The sequence below is a fragment of the Tunturibacter empetritectus genome, from assembly GCF_040358985.1.
GTDB lineage: Bacteria > Acidobacteriota > Terriglobia > Terriglobales > Acidobacteriaceae > Edaphobacter > Edaphobacter empetritectus.
The window spans coordinates 1622813-1637918 of sequence record NZ_CP132932.1; the positions used below are offsets into that span (position 1 = coordinate 1622813).

At 57.9% G+C, this 15106-nt stretch carries 17 protein-coding genes; 9 read left to right on the plus strand and 8 right to left on the minus strand.

Features of this window, described 5'->3' with window-relative positions:
* Window positions 1–82: 82 nt before the first annotated feature.
* The 5 genes from RBB75_RS06760 to RBB75_RS06780 all read left to right on the plus strand — a co-directional run bounded on the left by RBB75_RS06760 (window position 83) and on the right by RBB75_RS06780 (window position 4221).
* A complete protein-coding gene (locus RBB75_RS06760) occupies window positions 83–1105 on the plus strand; it encodes a VWA domain-containing protein (protein ID WP_179640130.1) in 1023 nt (340 codons plus the stop codon).
* Between the two features lie 54 nt (window positions 1106–1159).
* Window positions 1160–1699, plus strand: a complete 540-nt coding sequence (locus RBB75_RS06765) for a DinB family protein (RefSeq protein ID WP_179640131.1) — start codon at window positions 1160–1162, stop codon at window positions 1697–1699.
* Window positions 1700–2206: 507 nt separating this feature from the next.
* Window positions 2207–2746 (plus strand): DinB family protein, encoded by a 540-nt coding sequence (locus RBB75_RS06770; RefSeq protein WP_179640132.1) that lies wholly within the window; start codon window positions 2207–2209, stop codon window positions 2744–2746.
* A gap of 105 nt (window positions 2747–2851) precedes the next feature.
* The gene (locus tag RBB75_RS06775; protein ID WP_353069966.1) at window positions 2852–3595 is read left to right on the plus strand and encodes a hypothetical protein; all 744 of its coding nucleotides are present in this window, start codon (window positions 2852–2854) and stop codon (window positions 3593–3595) included.
* A gap of 101 nt (window positions 3596–3696) precedes the next feature.
* Window positions 3697–4221: a DUF4136 domain-containing protein gene (locus RBB75_RS06780; protein WP_179640134.1), complete on the plus strand. Its 525-nt coding sequence runs from the start codon at window positions 3697–3699 to the stop codon at window positions 4219–4221.
* A gap of 74 nt (window positions 4222–4295) precedes the next feature.
* On the opposite strand, the gene RBB75_RS06785 is transcribed toward RBB75_RS06780, so the two are convergent.
* From RBB75_RS06785 to RBB75_RS06800, 4 genes are all read right to left on the minus strand, one after another.
* Entirely contained in the window at window positions 4296–4619 is a 324-nt protein-coding gene (locus tag RBB75_RS06785) for a hypothetical protein (protein WP_353069967.1), read from the minus strand.
* A gap of 340 nt (window positions 4620–4959) precedes the next feature.
* Window positions 4960–6042, minus strand: coding sequence for a DNA topoisomerase IB (locus RBB75_RS06790; RefSeq protein ID WP_353069968.1), 1083 nt, complete (start codon window positions 6040–6042; stop codon window positions 4960–4962).
* 101 nt (window positions 6043–6143) lie between these two features.
* Window positions 6144–7637, minus strand: a complete 1494-nt coding sequence (gene asnS, locus RBB75_RS06795) for an asparagine--tRNA ligase (protein WP_179640137.1) — start codon at window positions 7635–7637, stop codon at window positions 6144–6146.
* A 29-nt stretch (window positions 7638–7666) separates the two neighbouring features.
* Entirely contained in the window at window positions 7667–8569 is a 903-nt protein-coding gene (locus RBB75_RS06800) for a sugar phosphate isomerase/epimerase family protein (protein ID WP_306459729.1), read from the minus strand.
* 83 nt (window positions 8570–8652) lie between these two features.
* Between RBB75_RS06800 and RBB75_RS06805 the strand changes: the two genes are divergently transcribed.
* The 3 genes from RBB75_RS06805 (at window position 8653) to RBB75_RS06815 (ending at window position 11307) form a co-directional block, all read left to right on the plus strand.
* The gene (locus tag RBB75_RS06805) at window positions 8653–9402 is read left to right on the plus strand and encodes an SGNH/GDSL hydrolase family protein (protein ID WP_257031267.1); all 750 of its coding nucleotides are present in this window, start codon (window positions 8653–8655) and stop codon (window positions 9400–9402) included.
* Between the two features lie 190 nt (window positions 9403–9592).
* Window positions 9593–10186: a hypothetical protein gene (locus RBB75_RS06810; protein WP_257031268.1), complete on the plus strand. Its 594-nt coding sequence runs from the start codon at window positions 9593–9595 to the stop codon at window positions 10184–10186.
* A 290-nt stretch (window positions 10187–10476) separates the two neighbouring features.
* Window positions 10477–11307: an SGNH/GDSL hydrolase family protein gene (locus RBB75_RS06815; RefSeq protein ID WP_353069969.1), complete on the plus strand. Its 831-nt coding sequence runs from the start codon at window positions 10477–10479 to the stop codon at window positions 11305–11307.
* A gap of 50 nt (window positions 11308–11357) precedes the next feature.
* On the opposite strand, the gene RBB75_RS06820 is transcribed toward RBB75_RS06815, so the two are convergent.
* Entirely contained in the window at window positions 11358–12011 is a 654-nt protein-coding gene (locus RBB75_RS06820; RefSeq protein ID WP_353069970.1) for a hypothetical protein, read from the minus strand.
* A gap of 37 nt (window positions 12012–12048) precedes the next feature.
* Here RBB75_RS06820 and RBB75_RS06825 point away from each other — a divergent pair, with 37 nt between their 5' ends.
* Window positions 12049–13323, plus strand: coding sequence for an ABC transporter permease (locus RBB75_RS06825; protein ID WP_179640139.1), 1275 nt, complete (start codon window positions 12049–12051; stop codon window positions 13321–13323).
* Between the two features lie 119 nt (window positions 13324–13442).
* On the opposite strand, the gene rplI is transcribed toward RBB75_RS06825, so the two are convergent.
* The 3 genes from rplI to rpsF all read right to left on the minus strand — a co-directional run bounded on the left by rplI (window position 13443) and on the right by rpsF (window position 15024).
* Window positions 13443–13925 carry a 50S ribosomal protein L9 gene (gene rplI / locus RBB75_RS06830; RefSeq protein ID WP_179640140.1) on the minus strand — a complete coding sequence of 161 codons (483 nt, stop codon included), beginning with the start codon at window positions 13923–13925 and terminating at the stop codon, window positions 13443–13445.
* 79 nt (window positions 13926–14004) lie between these two features.
* Window positions 14005–14355: a 30S ribosomal protein S18 gene (rpsR, locus tag RBB75_RS06835; RefSeq protein WP_179640141.1), complete on the minus strand. Its 351-nt coding sequence runs from the start codon at window positions 14353–14355 to the stop codon at window positions 14005–14007.
* 165 nt (window positions 14356–14520) lie between these two features.
* The gene (rpsF, locus tag RBB75_RS06840) at window positions 14521–15024 is read right to left on the minus strand and encodes a 30S ribosomal protein S6 (RefSeq protein WP_179640142.1); all 504 of its coding nucleotides are present in this window, start codon (window positions 15022–15024) and stop codon (window positions 14521–14523) included.
* Window positions 15025–15106: the final 82 nt, after the last annotated feature.

A 15106-nucleotide genomic window follows, 5' to 3' on the forward strand; every position in this document is an offset into this window, starting at 1 on the left:
CGTCGTGTGTGTTCTTTATAGGATACCTTTTTTGCTAGTTTTCCCGTGCCGATAGGCCGCTGGCTCGTCTAAATGAGACACCATGCAGTTGAGACTTCGAGTATTCGTTACTTTCGTTGGTGTTTGGACCAGCGCGGCATTTGCGCAGACTACGCTGCATACCACTACGACGCTGGTGGTTGTGCCGACGCTGGTGCAGACTCCAGGCAAAGAGCTGGTGTATTCGCTGAAGGCGGATGATTTTGTGCTGACGGATAACGGAGTTCCGCAGAAGGTGACGTTGGAGGAGGAGACGCAGAGGCCGCTATCGCTGGTAGTGCTGATACAGACCAGTGGGGATGCGCGGGGGCAGTTTCCGAGTTATGCGAATCTCGACACGATGCTGGGTTCGCTGATAGGTGGGGCGCCGAACGAGGTGTCGATTGTGAACTTCGACAGCAAGCCAGAGGCGGCGTCCCCGTTTACGTCGAATGTTGCGGAGTGGGGGGAGGCGATCGATCATCCGGATGTGGGAGATAAAGGGGCGGCAATCTTCGATGGAATTTCGTTTGGATTGGATCTCCTGTCGAAACGGCCTATCCGAAATCGGCGGGCGATTCTGCTGATCAGCCAGGAGCATGACGATGGAAGCAAGGCCCCGATGAAAGATATCGTGCGTGAGCTGGGAGAGACGAATACTGCGATCTATAGCGTGACTTTTTCAGCAGAGAAGACGGCGGCGCGGCAGGCTTTCAAAGATCCAGCGCATCTGAATCCGCCATTGCATGTTGGGGAAGGCGATTACCAGGCTTACTTCAATTTGAGTGAGCCGTTGCGGCTGATCTTTGGCGCGATGCGGAAGAATACTTCGGCGGAGTTGGCTACGTTGTCCGGGGGAGAGTGGACTAGCTTCGACAATCTTGGGGAGCTGACGCAGGACCTAGGCGTGCTGACGAACCATCTGCACAACAGCTACGTGCTTAGCTTTACACCTACATCTGCGGCCCCTGGGCTGCATACGATCAGCGTGCGGCTAGCGCGGCATCCGGAGATGCTGGTTTCGGCCAGAAGCAACTACTGGGCGGCGGAGGCTGAGAGTAACAAACAACGAAACTTTGACAAATAATTTCGGCGTGTCTCAAGAGGCGCGGATAAGCTAAAGGTACGAGGTGAGAACAAGATGCGGCAGATACTTTCGATGTGCGTGATAGCAGCGTTATTTGTTTCTGTGGCGATGGGTCAGACGCCGGCGGTTCCAACTGGACCGACCGGGCCTGCAGCTGAGGTACAACGTGGTTATGCGGCTCAGAAAGGTAACATCCTGAAGTCCGCCGATAAGATGCCGGAGAGCGACTACCAGTTCAAGCCGACGCCTGAGGTACGAACCTATGCGCGCGTGGTCAACCATGTGACAGAGGCGCAGCTCCGTACATGCGGCGCGGTAAATCGCACAGCGGCCGCCGATCTTGCGAAGGTTCCAGCGGATACTGCAGATAAAGCAGCCATCGTCGAAGGACTGAAGGCCTCGTTCGCAGAGTGCGATAAGGCGTTCGCCGCAGTAACGGATGCAAATCTGGGCGATATGTTTGAGGTGTTCAACGCGAAACGATCGCGCATCGGGATCATGTGGGGAACAGTGTCGCATGACAACGAACAGTACGCGACGCTTGCGCTCTATCTGCGATTGAAAGGACTGGTGCCACCGACCAGCGAGAAATAATCCTGGGCCGTTGCTGCGCAGTCTTAAAGCTGAGCAGGCAGCAAGTGATATGTGTCCCTGCAACACTCCGTATGCCTCTTACGCTGACCGTGATCTCTCTTGGCCGTCCGCTCCCGGTTGCCAGTTGCAACCGGGAGGGGTCCCCCCCCATTACCTGCATGTAAGTCCAATCAATACAGCTAGTTAGCGGGGGTAACCAGCTGCAAAATATTCATTCCATGGAACTTACTTGCAGATTATTCAAAACAAAGGAGAAAGCCCCGGACACTTTCGCGGGGCTTGCTTTTTCTACCTTGTACTTCAAGTATAGCTGAACAGAGATAACTCATACGCCACGTGAATCTCCTTGTCTGACGCGGGTTTTCGGTTGTCTGGGGCTTGACACGGTTTTGCATGCGGCGCGAATAGCCTGGGCGCAGCTTTTTGTACTACCTCCGCCGTAGAATGATCCCTTCAAGTGGGATCAACAGTTGTCGATGCGCTAAATCATGGTCCAGGGAGAGCTTTATGAGGCGAGTTCTGGTTAGTCTGATGGTGTTCGTTGTGGCTTCGTCTATCTTTGCGCTGGGGCAGCAGGAGAAGCCGATGACGCTGAAGGCCGTTCTGCTGGAGCAGCTGCGGACGACGCACAACAAGGCGGAGTGGTTCGTTCCGGCGAATACCGCGGTGGCGGGGCTGACTCCGGCACAGGCAAGCTGGACGGACAAGAGCGGGAATCATTCGGTGGGACAGCTGGCGAATCATCTTGTCTTCTGGGATCGAGATATGCTCGCGAAGTTCAAGGGTGAGACGCCGGCGAAGTTCGATGGCAACAATGACGAGACGTTCAACAACTTCGACGCCAAGAGCTGGGACACGACAGTAAAGCAGCTGGACCAGGTGATGACCGATTGGGAGAGTGCGGTGGAGGCGGCAGATGACGCGAAGGTCTCGCTCTGGGCCTCGAGGATCGCGCATGTTGGCACGCACAACGCGTATCACATCGGGCAGATGGTCTACGTGCGGAAGCTGCAGGGCGTATGGGATCCGAATAAAGGCGTTAAGTAGCTAGTCATGCAGTCGATATAGCGAGCCCTCTCTACAACGGAACACTCACAGACCGCATCTCTGTGTGGTGGGCTCCCGACTGCAAATGAACGTGAAGGTGTAAAGATGAACCGAGGTCTGAGGATTGCGGTAGTTTTGGCTGGTGGCCTGGCTGCGTTGATGCTGGCTGGGTGCGGAAAGCACGAGACAGCGCAGGCTACAGCGGTTCCGGCCCCGGCGATGAAGCCTGCGCCGCCTACACCGATCGAGGTGAAGAAGGAAGAGGTGGGTGGGCCGACGTGGGATCCGGAGTGGGACAAGATTGTTGAGTTAGCGCTGCCGCCGGCGATGCTGTCGGGGCAGGTGCCGCATGATGTGAAGCGCTTCTGTCCGGCGTTCTACGGGATGGCGGAGGACGACAAGCGGGCTTTCTGGGCTTACTTCTTTCAAGCTTTGGCTGGTGCAGAGGCAGGCCTCGAGCCGACGGTTCAGGCCAAACATGCCCAGCCGGAGATGGCGGTGAAGGATGAGGTGACGGGGCGGCCGGGCCGAACCTCGGGTCTGCTGCAGCTTACCTATGAAGACCAGAAGCGGTATGGGTGCGACTTCGACTGGGAGCGGGATAAACAGTTGAAGGTGGGTGATCCGGACAGGACGATTCTGCAGCCGAAGAACAATCTTGAGTGCGGCGTGAAGATTCTGGATAAGCAGATTATCGAGAAGCATATGGCGCTGCTTTCCGCATCGGGGTACTGGTCGACGCTCCGGCCTGGGACGGTGAGCTATCGGGTGTTTGCGAAGCAGATGACGAATGTTCCGGCGGCCTGCGCAGTGCATAACGCGCGGAAGACCGTGGATGGAACCCGCTGAAGAGGGAGCGCTCCTTATTTGTGACGCTGACTGTACAGGCTTTGCTAAGATAGCCGCGTTCGGTAGTTCATCCGTTTTCTGCGTTTGGAGAGGACGAACCCATGAAGTCAAGCGCGAAGATTCTTTTGCTGGTGGCTGTTACCTTCCTGTTTCCGCTAATTGGTCATTCGCAGTCGGTGGTTGTGGACTGGGACCACAACATCAGTAACTTCTCAGACTTCAAGACTTACGCCTGGGTAAAACCGACGCGTCCGACATCGAATCCCCTGATGGACCAGCGAATCGTTGCAGCGATCGACAGCCAGCTGGCAGAAAAAGGTATGAGGAAGGTCGAACAGTCTCCTGATGTGTTTGTGACCTATGGCGCGGGGGTCTCGCAGCAGCATCAGGCGGTGGCAACGGGGATGGGCGGCGGATGGAGGCGGGGTGGTGGCATGGCTACGGTGAACCAATATGTCACCAATGTGGGGACCTTGGTGGTGGATATCAACGACGGGAAGACGAAGGAGCTGGCCTGGCGTGGGGCAGCGAAGGACACTCTGTCCGATAAGCCGGACAAGAACAGCCAGAAGATCGATAAGGCTGTAGCGAAGATGTTCAAGAAGTATCCACCGAGCGGAAAGTAGACGATTGAAATGTCCATCTTCGCGTTAAGGAACGGGCAAAGATGGACGCTCTCAGTTGGTAAGTTGCGGATTGGTTACTCATCATCTTCGTCGTCACAGATGCGTGCTACAACAGCTTCGTGAAAGCCAGCACCTACCTTGAAGCCGGCTGGCTTCATCGGTCCGGTAGCGAGGTCGATGGCGAGGTCCTCCATCTGCTTCCAACTTGGCTTATTCTTGTCGTAGAATCCGGTGCAGTCGTAGATGAGGAACGGAACGATGATATTGGGTTGGACTTCGTTGCACATTGTGACCATCTCCGACTCTCGGTAGCCGGTCATGATGTGCGCGTAAGAGCACGTTTTGCAGAGCGAATCCGAACCAATCGGAGTTCCGCCCTTGATGTATGGCTTGCCCATGGCGAGCCTTTCTTTCTAACCAGCGCGTGGCTGGATTATTTGCGGGCGCAGCTTCGTGGGTACGCAGTAGCGTCCGTGACAGTGGACTACTCGTTGAAGTGGAGAGACAGATCTCTCCTGAGACTTCATCGAAGTTTATTTGTGAGAGCGAGTTGTTGCGTAGGATCGTCCGCTAGCGGCTATTGGCAGGTGAGAAGCATGGCCCGGCGATCGCCGCAGAGATAGTTTGTCTCTGGGGATCTACGCATCGTGTTGTGCGATTTTGTGTTCATCGGGCTTCTCCTACGCTTTGTTACTTTGCCAGTTACGAATTGAAATTGCAAGAAGTTTTTGAGCAAAATCAAGCAACTGCACGGTCGACCTGGCGACGCAGAACATCCAGAAGAGCGGACTCCTGTTGTCGTAGCTCGTGGGAGGAGTCAATGTCTTTCTCTTCGATGGTGCGTTTAACACTCTTCAGCATCGCTCCGCTCATATAGGAGTCGAGAACTGCGGGGTGCACGTAACACTTTCTACAGACAGATGGTGTGTTGCCGAGTCGCGCGGCGACGGATTTGATTGCCTGAACTACGTTTCGCTTAGCTTGCGTTTCGGATTCGAATGCCTCGAACTCATGCAGCAAGTCGCAAGCCAGTACGCTCCCGGCCCAGGTGCGGAAGTCTTTTGCGGTGAAGTCCTGCCCCGCGATCTCGCGGAGATAGTCATTGACGTCGGATGAATCGATGGAGTGCTGAGTACCATCTTTGTCGACGTACTGAAATAGCTCATATCCGGGTATGTCCTGACACCGTTGGACGATCTTTGCGATGCGGCGATCAGTTATGTCGACGGTATGTTTGACTCCGCTCTTACCCTGGAAGTTGAAGGTTACGGTAGAGCCCTCGACATCAACGTGTTTATTTCGCATTGTGGTTAGGCCGTAGGAGTGGTTTTGGCGAGCGTACTCCTCGTTGCCGACGCGGATGAGGGTTGTCTCCATGAGACGAACGATGGTGGCCAAAACCTTTGGACGAGGCAGACCGGGTGTTGAGAGGTCGTGTTCTACCCGCTCCCGGATAGCTGGCAGGGCGGCTCCGAAGACGACCATGCGCTCGTACTTGGTCTCGTCGCGGACTTCGCGCCAGCGGGGATGGTAGCGGCTCTGCTTTCTCCCCCTTGCGTCGCGACCGGTGACCTGGAGATGTCCTTTTGGATTAGGGCAGATCCATACCTCTTTCCAAGCTGGAGGGATGACGATGGACTTGATGCGAGCTAAAGTCTCGGCCTCATGCACAGGGGTTCCATCGGCGTTGAAGTAATGAAAACTTTTGCGCCAGGGTTTGCGTTGAATTCCGGGTTTCGTGTCGGTGACGTAGCGCAGACCTGCTGCTTTTGCTGACTCCTCAGGATCGGTGACTATTTGTAGCTGTTTCTTTCGCGGCATCGGATGTCTCGGGGTTCCGTCTGGGGGCTTTGGATGCAGTTTGCGAACGGTGAGAGCTTGAGGCTTATGCCGGAGTTTTGATGGTACGGAAGACACGGCCGCTAAGGGTAGATGCGATTGAGGGTCCGGGCGAAGGGGATGGTTTCGCGGACGTGGTCGAGGCCGCAGATCCAGGCTACGGCGCGCTCGATGCCCATGCCGAAGCCGGCGTGGGGGACGCTGCCGTACTTGCGCAGGTCGAGGTACCACTGGAAGGCGGCGAGGGGCAGGTCGTGCTGCTCGATGCGGGATTTGAGGAGGTCGTAGTCGTGGATGCGCTGGGAGCCGCCGATGATCTCGCCGTAGCCCTCGGGGGCGAGGACGTCGACGCAGAGGGCCTTGGTGGGGTCGAGCGGGTCGGGCTGCATGTAGAAGGCCTTGAAGGCGGCGGGGTAGCGGTGGATCATGACTGGCTTGGAGAACTGGCTGGAGATGTAGGTCTCGTCGGGGCTGCCGAAGTCGTCGCCGTACTTGTGGGGGGCTTCGAGCTTGCCTTCGGCGAAGGCCTTTTCGAGCATGGCGTGGGCTTCGTCGTAGCTTAGGCGCGGGAAGCGGTTGGGGGTGCCAGCCGAAGTTTGCGCAGTCGCGCCGGAAAGGTTCTGAACGGCTGTGCCGGGTTCAGCATCCTCGGGGTCCTTCGCTGCGCTCAGGATGAGGGCCTCATTTCGGGGGGCCTCGGGAGAGTCGGGTGCGATGACGGCTTCGAGTTTGGCGATGTCTTTGCCAATGACTTTAAGGTCGGCGCGGTGCGACTCGAGGACGCGGGTGACGATGTGGGTGATGAAGGCTTCGGCGAGGTTGAGGAGGCCGTCGAGCTCGAGGAAGGCGACCTCGGGTTCGATCATCCAGAACTCGGTGAGGTGGCGGCGGGTCTTGGATTTTTCTGCGCGGAAGGTGGGGCCGAAGCTGTAGACCTTGCCGAGGGCGAGGGCGGTGGCTTCGATGTAAAGCTGGCCGGATTGGGTGAGGTAGGCCTTGTCGTCGTCGAAGTAGTCCATCTCGAAGAGCTCAGAGGTGCCTTCGCAGGCGTTGGGGGTGAGGATGGGCGGGTCGGTGCGGATGAAGCTGTTGGTGTCGAAGTACTCGGCTGCCGCGCGCATGATAGTGGCTCGGACGCGCAGGATGGCGGACTGGCGCGGGGTGCGGAGCCAAAGGTGGCGATGCTCCATGAGGAAGTCGACGCCGTGCTCTTTGAGGGAGATGGGGAAGGGGGTGTCTTCGGGGACGCGCTGGAGGACTTCGATGCTTTCCACGTCTAGTTCGTAGCCACTGGGGGCGCGGCTGTCGGCACGGACTTTGCCGGTTACGGTGAGGCTGGATTCCAGGGTTAGTTCTTTGAGCGTGTTGAAGACCTCTTCGGAGACGGCGGCCTTGGGGACGATGCCCTGAATGGTGCCGGTGCCGTCGCGAAAGATGGGAAAGAGGAGCTTGCCCGAGGCGCGGAGGTTGTAGAGCCAGCCGCGGAGGGTGACGGTTCGGCCTTCGTGAGCGGAGAGGGAGGCGATGGTGGCGAGTGGTGCGGAGGTTGTGCGGGCAGTGGTTACAGATTCGCTCATTGGTTCCTTATTTGTACTTGTCACAGGTACTAATTATTCGCCGCTGCTTCGGTGGTTCGCCTGAGGAGGTCGAAGGCTTGCGTGGCTTTGGTGATTGCGGATTCGGGGGTCTCTTCAAGTTCGTGGGCGATCTCGAGGATACCGGGGGTGTTGGCTGGGAGGGAGGCGATGTGTTTTGCGACATTTTTCCAGTCGATACTCAAACTTCCGGGACTCGCGGTGCCGGGCCAGAGGTGATCGTCCCTCTGGCCGAGGTTGTCGTGAAGGTGAAGCTCGGCGATGCGGGGCTTGAGAAGCTCAAAGGCTTCGTCGATACCCTTATTGGGCTGGCTACCGTCGGGGGGTGCTGAAAGATGCGCGTGACCGACGTCGAGGGTGACGCCTACGCGGTCGAAGTGGCCGACCTTGAGGATCTCGAGGAGGTGCTCGGGTGTGGTGATCTCGTTCTGGAGATTTTCGAGCAGGATGCGGACACCGAGGGGGTGGGCGAAGGCTTTGAGGTGCTCGATGGCGGTGAGGGAGTTCTCGAGGGCGCGGAGGTTCCAGGCGTCGTCCTTGTAGCCAAGATGAAGGGTACAGGCGGAGATGGGAATTTGCTCGGCGGACTCGAGGGCGCGCTTGACCTCGTCCATGGCAGCGATGCGGCGGGACTTTTCGGGGTCGATGAGGTTGAGATTGGGGGCGACGTGGCGGGACCACTGGGCATCGGCGCGGTCGCTGATGTAGAGGGGCTGGTGAAGGGTGGCTCCCACGCCGGTCGAGTTGAACCAGGTGGCGATGTCCCGGACGGCGGCACGGTCGGTGTAGTCGAAGTGGTGGCGGGCGGCGAAGATCTCGATGACCTGAGCGCCGGATTTGTGCAGGGAGTCGAGCAGGCCTGGGTGAAGACGCTGGGGCAGGAAGACGTGGGTGGAGATTCCGGGTTGCATCATCTCTTAAGGTACAGCAGTGGAAGCTCAAAGACATCGAAGGAGTTCGGCAGGGGTCGGCTAGAATCGGACCGACGGGGGACGAGATGAAGACTTCGACATGGGCGCTCGTGGGGTCTATGGCGCTGATTACCGCTACTGGGTGCACGCCGATGGTGGCTCGGGTGGAAAGGCCGGAGGATGTGGAGATCATGCGGGCGAAGCTGGCGGATTGGCCACAGCTGGGGCGATACCGTGTGGACAATGCGACCCTTGAACCGGTTCCTGCGGGAGAGCAACGGATTGTATTTTATGGGGACTCGGTTACGGACTTCTGGGGTCGGCGCGAGGACACGGGGGAGTTTTTTCCTGGCAAACCTTATATCAATCGGGGCATCATCGGACAGACTACAGCTCAGATGGTGTTGCGGTTTCGGCAGGATGTGATCGATCTGCACCCGGACGCGGTGGTTATTCTAGCGGGGACAAACGACATCGGGGTAAAGACGGGGCCAATGACACCCGAGATGACCGAAGATAACTTCCGTTCGATGGCGGAGCTGGCAAAGGCGAACGGAATTCAAGTGATTCTGGCGTCTATTACGCCGACTCTGGACTATCCCTGGAGGAGAGGCCTGGCTCCAGTGCCGAAGATCAAGGCGCTGAACGACTGGCTGCGGGAGTATTGCGTGGAGCACTCGTTGACGTACCTGGATTATTACTCGGCTATGGTGGACGCAACGGGAGGAATGAAACCGGGGATAAGCTTCGACGGGTTACATCCGAACGCGAAGGGGTATGCGATTATGACGCCACTGGCGCAGGCAGCGATCGATAAGACGCTGGGTCGTCGATAACGCGGACTAGCGGTCCAGGGTTCCACCAGCGACGATCCTGTTGAAAAAGTCATGCTCCGGTTGGATGCGGCCGATAAAGGAATTCTCTGCGACTTTCGTGGAGTTTTTGTGTGGTGCTGCCCGTGCTGTGATGAGTGAGGTTAGTTTCGGATGGACTTCAACTTTGCTGAGAGAGGGTCGTACGAAAACTATGCGCTGGCTTGGTGTTTCTTCTCTGTTGGTTCTCTCTGGGTTGGGCACTGATGCCTACAGCCAGCAAGCAGTTGCGCCGGCATCTCGGCCCGCACTGGTTGCGCGGATGGAGATAGCACCTACTCTTGTCACTCGTGTGTTAAGAGGCCCGGATGCTTCCGGCAAGTACAAACTGCGTGAAGGCATGGATCTAGTCCTGGCATTCTCGCGTGATGTGAGTTCGAAGACGGCGGTAGAGGGTGACCCCGTCAGGTTCACGCTGGTCGACGATCTGAGGGTCAGTGGCGTCGTGGTGGCGAAGGCCGGATGCAAAGCTGTCGGCGAAGTGGCCAGAGCAGAGCGGCCCCGGATGATGGGAAAGGCTGGCGAGCTAGACATTAGCCTCGACTACCTGAAGGTTGGAGACGAAAAAGTAGCGCTGCGGGGCACGAAAGACAAAAAGGGAGAGAGTGGCACAAGAGCAGCGGTGGTGCTGACGGTGCTGTTTGGCCCTATCGGCCTGATCAAACACGGGAAAGATGTCGATATTAAGCAGGGGCAATCGCTGCACGCTTTCGTAGCGGATGATATCTCGCTGCCGCCTATTTCGTAATGTCCCATTCGAACACGTTGAGGATAGCGATGGTGCGGAACCATGAGGCGACGTTCGCGGGCTGCGGCTCGGGCAATGTAGCTAAGTGACGGCGGGCGGCGAAGCTCTCAATGATCTGGGTGCGGATTTGTAGAGAGCGTCGAGCAGGCGTGGGTGAAGACGCTAGGGCAGAGGGCCTGGATCGAGATGTCAGGTGCATATCTTTCAAGGCACAGCGGGAGAGGGTTCGGTGGTGAATTGAAGGGCATTGGGGTGGTTCGGCTAAAATTGGGCCGCAAGTGGAGCATAGGATGACGGGTTCTACACGGCTGATTGTGACTGGATGTATCGGGATGTGGTGTGGGGCGGGGTATGGGCAGGTTGGGACGGCTCCGGAGACGCCAGCGCAAACGTCAATGCAGACTCCTGCCGTGGGACCAACTTCGACTAAGGTGCCGGTGGTTGGGACGCCAGTGGAGATGGCGAAGCAGATTGCCACGCTACAGGCTAAGCTTGCGGATTGGCCGGGGTTGGATCGGTATAAGGCCGACAATGAAGGACTGGCTCCGGTGGCGGAGGGAGAGCAACGGGTGGTGTTCTATGGAGACTCGATTACGGACGCATGGGGACGATCCCCAACTACGGGAGAGTTCTTCCCTGCGAAGCCATATGTGAATCGGGGGATCAGCGGGCAGACCACGCCGCAGATGGTGGTGCGGTTTCGGCAGGATGTGATCGGCCTGCATCCGGCGGCGGTTTTGATTCTGGCCGGGACAAATGACATTGCTGGAAATACAGGGCCGATGACCGCGCAGATGACGGAGGATAACTTCCGGTCGATGATCGATCTCGCGAAGTCGAATGGGATCAAGGTGATTGTGGCTTCGATTCTTCCGGCGGCAGATTACCCATGGAAGCGGGGACTGGAGCCAGCGCTGAAGATCAAGACATTAAACGACTGGCTAAGGGGATACTGCATCAACCACTCGGTGACGTATTTGGACTATTACTCCGCGATGGTGGGGCCGGATGGCGGGATGAAGCCAGGTCTCAGCAGTGATGGGGTGCATCCGAATGCGCAGGGGTATGCGATTATGACACCGCTGGCGCAGGCAGCGATCGATAAGGCGCTGAATAAGTAGCGCAGCGGCCCCACTGCTTGTGAAGGCCCATTATGCTGTGATCGAAGATCTCATCGACTCGACGGGCCAGTGACCACCTGCTTTCCGGCAGTATCGACTAGTTGTTGCAGGGGCGGCAGTATGACGAAGTCGGTTAGCTCGGAGTGGTCTGCTGATGTCTTCAGGAGAGTGCTCTGGGCTTCGATCCATGCCGCGGTTGGTGGGGTGTGGGATTCGATCGATGCGAGAGATTGGATTCCCAGTTGGCCGAGTTGAGTAAGCTGGCTGCGGCGAAGGGTGAGCTGGTTAAGCTTCGGATGTTCGGGGGCGAGGGCATCTAACGCTGGACCAGAGGCGATCCATGACTGGAAGGGGGTTTGAAGCTGCTGGTGCGCGGCGACGTGGTCGGCAGGCGTGGCGCTATGGAGGTAGCGTTCGACCAGCAGGCGCAGGTCTTCGCGAAGGGGTGGGTCGGGTCGGGTGTAGTCGACGGCGTTGCCCATGGGGGTGAGCTGTGAGGTCTTCTGTTGCTGGTAGCGTTCGTGGAACGGGACCGGGGAGAGCGTGGAGATGAGGACTACAAGCTGAGAGGCTGCGGCTTCGCTGCCTGCGAGCTGGCGCAGGCCGGACTCGGGGCCGGAGATGTGGGTGAGGCCGAGGCCGTCGAGCCGGATGGATTCGACAGCGCTGGAGTCTGACGTTCGGGTTAGCGAGAAAGCATGCACCGCTGCGATACTGGTAGGCGTCTAATGGTTTAAGCCGATGGCAACCACGAACCTTCCCAAACCGAGCTCATTCGACCGTACGTTGGCCAGCGCGCGTTCGACCATGATGTTCAGTGAGGTTGCGAGGCTGGCGGTCGACAGCTTCCGCGCAAGTAAGACGCGGTTTCTGCTTACCATGCTCGGCATGGTCATCGGCTCGATGTCGATTATTTTGGTTGCGACGCTTGGATCCACCGGTAAACAGTATGCGCTGGATCAGTTGACCAGCATCGGACCCAACAAGGTTGAACTGCAGTACGGCGGCGGAAACGTCAGCGGCCCCGAAAACACCAGCACCCCGGACTACATGACGCTCGATGATCTTCATGCTGTTCTTGATCAGGTTCCGGGCATCGTCGCATCGTCTCCCATGCTGGAGTATCACGACAATGTGAGCCTAGGAGGCGGCATCACGAAGCAGACAACGTTGCTTGGCGTGTCTCCGGAGTATCGGGTCGTGCGCAATCTCATCATTGTGTCCGGCCGCTTTTTTGACGATCAGGATGAGCTTGCCCACGAGAAGGTCGCCGTGATCGTCAAGCCATTCGCTGAAGAGTTGTATGGCAGCGCAAACGCGGCCGTCGGAAAGACGATCAGCATCAAAGGCATTCCGTTCGTCGTCATAGGGGTATTCAGAGAGGCGTTTGACACCTATGGACAGTCAGAGATCAGCGACCACACCATGCTTGTGCCCTACCCTGTGGTGCGTTACTTTACCGGCACCAATACGTTGAAAGAGATCTTCTTCACCATGCGAAGCGCGTCCATGGTGGTTCCAGCCAGCGATCATATTCTCGAGATCGTCCGGTCGCGTCACTATGCGGGCTCGGTCTACACCGCCGCTACACTGACCGATCTTCTCACCAGCATGGCGAAGATCGCCGATATGCTAACCATCGTGCTCACGCTGGGCGCAGGCATCACGATGATCGTGAGCGGCGTCGGCATTATGAACAGCATGCTCGCCAACGTGCAGTCGAGGCTGAAAGAGATTGGGATCCGCAAGGCGCTGGGTGCGACGAGCCGCGAGATTCGAATGCAGTTTCTGACCGAAGCTGTTTTTCTCTCGTTGAGCGGCGGGATCATTGGGACTATTCTCGGCCTTGCGATTCCCTTTACCCTTGGCCTGCTCACACCGTTCAAGATCCCGATCAACCCCTGGTCGGTAGTGTTTTCGCTGGGAAGTTCAGTGCTGGTTGGGGTGCTCTTTGGAACGCTGCCAGCAAACCGTGCAGCACGGCTTGATCCTGTTCAGACGCTCAAGTACGAATAGCGCTTCCTTGGCTCTGATCGTTACTGGTTACAAATAAACCTGGTTACAAATAGAAACGCATCGCCCTTCGCAAGAGATCTGCGCAGGGCGATGCGTTTTTGTAATTCGTGATGCGTGAGTTACGCGGTGGTGGTGGTGGCTGCTGCTTCGGCTTCCGGCTGATCGCCCTTGACCGTCACCTTGACGTGGCTGGTGACCTCGCGGTGCAGCTTCACGGGAACGTGGTACTCGCCGATCGTCTTCAGCGGCTCCTCGAGGGAGATCTTGCGACGGTCGATAGTGAAGCCCTTGGCTTCGAGTTGGTGCGCGATATCGCCCGAGGTGACCGAGCCGAACAGATGCTCGTTCTCGCCGACCTTGCGCTCGAACACAAGCTCAACCTCAGAGAGTTGGGTGGCCAGCTGCTCGGCTCCAGCCTTCTCCTTGGCGGACTTGCGAACCGCCGATGACTTCATCTGTTCGATGACTGCCTTGTTGGCGAGGGTCGCCTCGATGGCGAGCTTCTCCGGCAGCAGATAGTTGCGCCCGTAGCCGTCAGCGACCTTGACCACGTCGCCGCGATGTCCGAGCTTGTTTACGTCTTCCTTCAGAATGACTTCCATTGCATTTCTCCGATTTCGTCTCTGGCTCGCGGTGCCGCCAGTCTTGCGTATCCCGTAAGGTCCCGCCGCAGCGGAAGAGTTAGAAGCGTGCAGCGAAGGCGAGCAGGGCGATGTTGCGCGACTGCTTGATGGCCAGGCTGAGCTTGCGCTGGTGGCGAGTGCAGACACCGGTCAGGCGACGGGGAACGATCTTGCCACGCTCGGCAACGAAGCCCTGAAGCAGGCGAACGTCGCGGTAGGAGATGGCGTCAATCTTCTCGGTGCAGAACTTGCAGACTTTCTTGCGACGGAAGAACTTTCGGCCGCCAGGACCGCCGCCGGGTGCGCCTGCGGGGCGTGGGGTGCGAGGACCTGCGCCGGGGCCAGAGTGCGATGGGCGGGGTGTTGGTGCGTGGTGCTCAGTGGATTGCGTGCTGGTTTCGTCAGCCATGATAGTTCCCTCTCAGGTGCGTTGTGCCTCTCCTCGCTCCAGGTTCGCATTGGAGCCTCTGAACAATCGGTAAAATGCAGTCGATTGGAAGCGAAGATCGGTGATCGTAGTGCGTTGTGCGATGCGATTTGTATCTCATCGCGAATGTTCAGGCGAAGACGGAAGTTAGACCGCGGTGGAGACAGTCTCGGGCGGCGCGTCGGAGGTGACGTGCTCAACGGGAGCTGCTGCAACTGGCTTCTTCTCTTCTTCGGTCTCAGACTTTGCTGAATCGGCGTCAGGTGCTGCGGCAGGGGCCTGAACAGGTGCTGCGATCGGCTGGGCGCTACGCTTGACCTTGGTGTCGCGGATGGCCTTTACCTTCGCGAGACGCTTCTCTTCTTCGTCCATGCGAACGGTGATGAACTTGATGACCTGCTCGGAGACGCGGAGGCGACGCTCGATCTCGGTGATCAGCGAACCGGCTGCGGCGACGTTCAGCAGGACGTAGAAGCCGTCGTTGAACTTGCGGACAGTGTAGGCGAGCCGGCGACGGCCCATCTTCTCGACGCTCTTGATTTCACCGCCACCATTGGTGACGTTCGCGGAGAAGCCTTCAATCAGCTTGTCGAGTTCGGCTTCTTCAACATCCGGACGGACGATGAACATGATTTCGTAGGTACGATTCATTCGATTACTTCTTTCTGCGAAGTTCTGCTTCGCACCGTGCTGACGTCTATTCTGCCAACCCGGTTTGGAATTTCGACTGCGG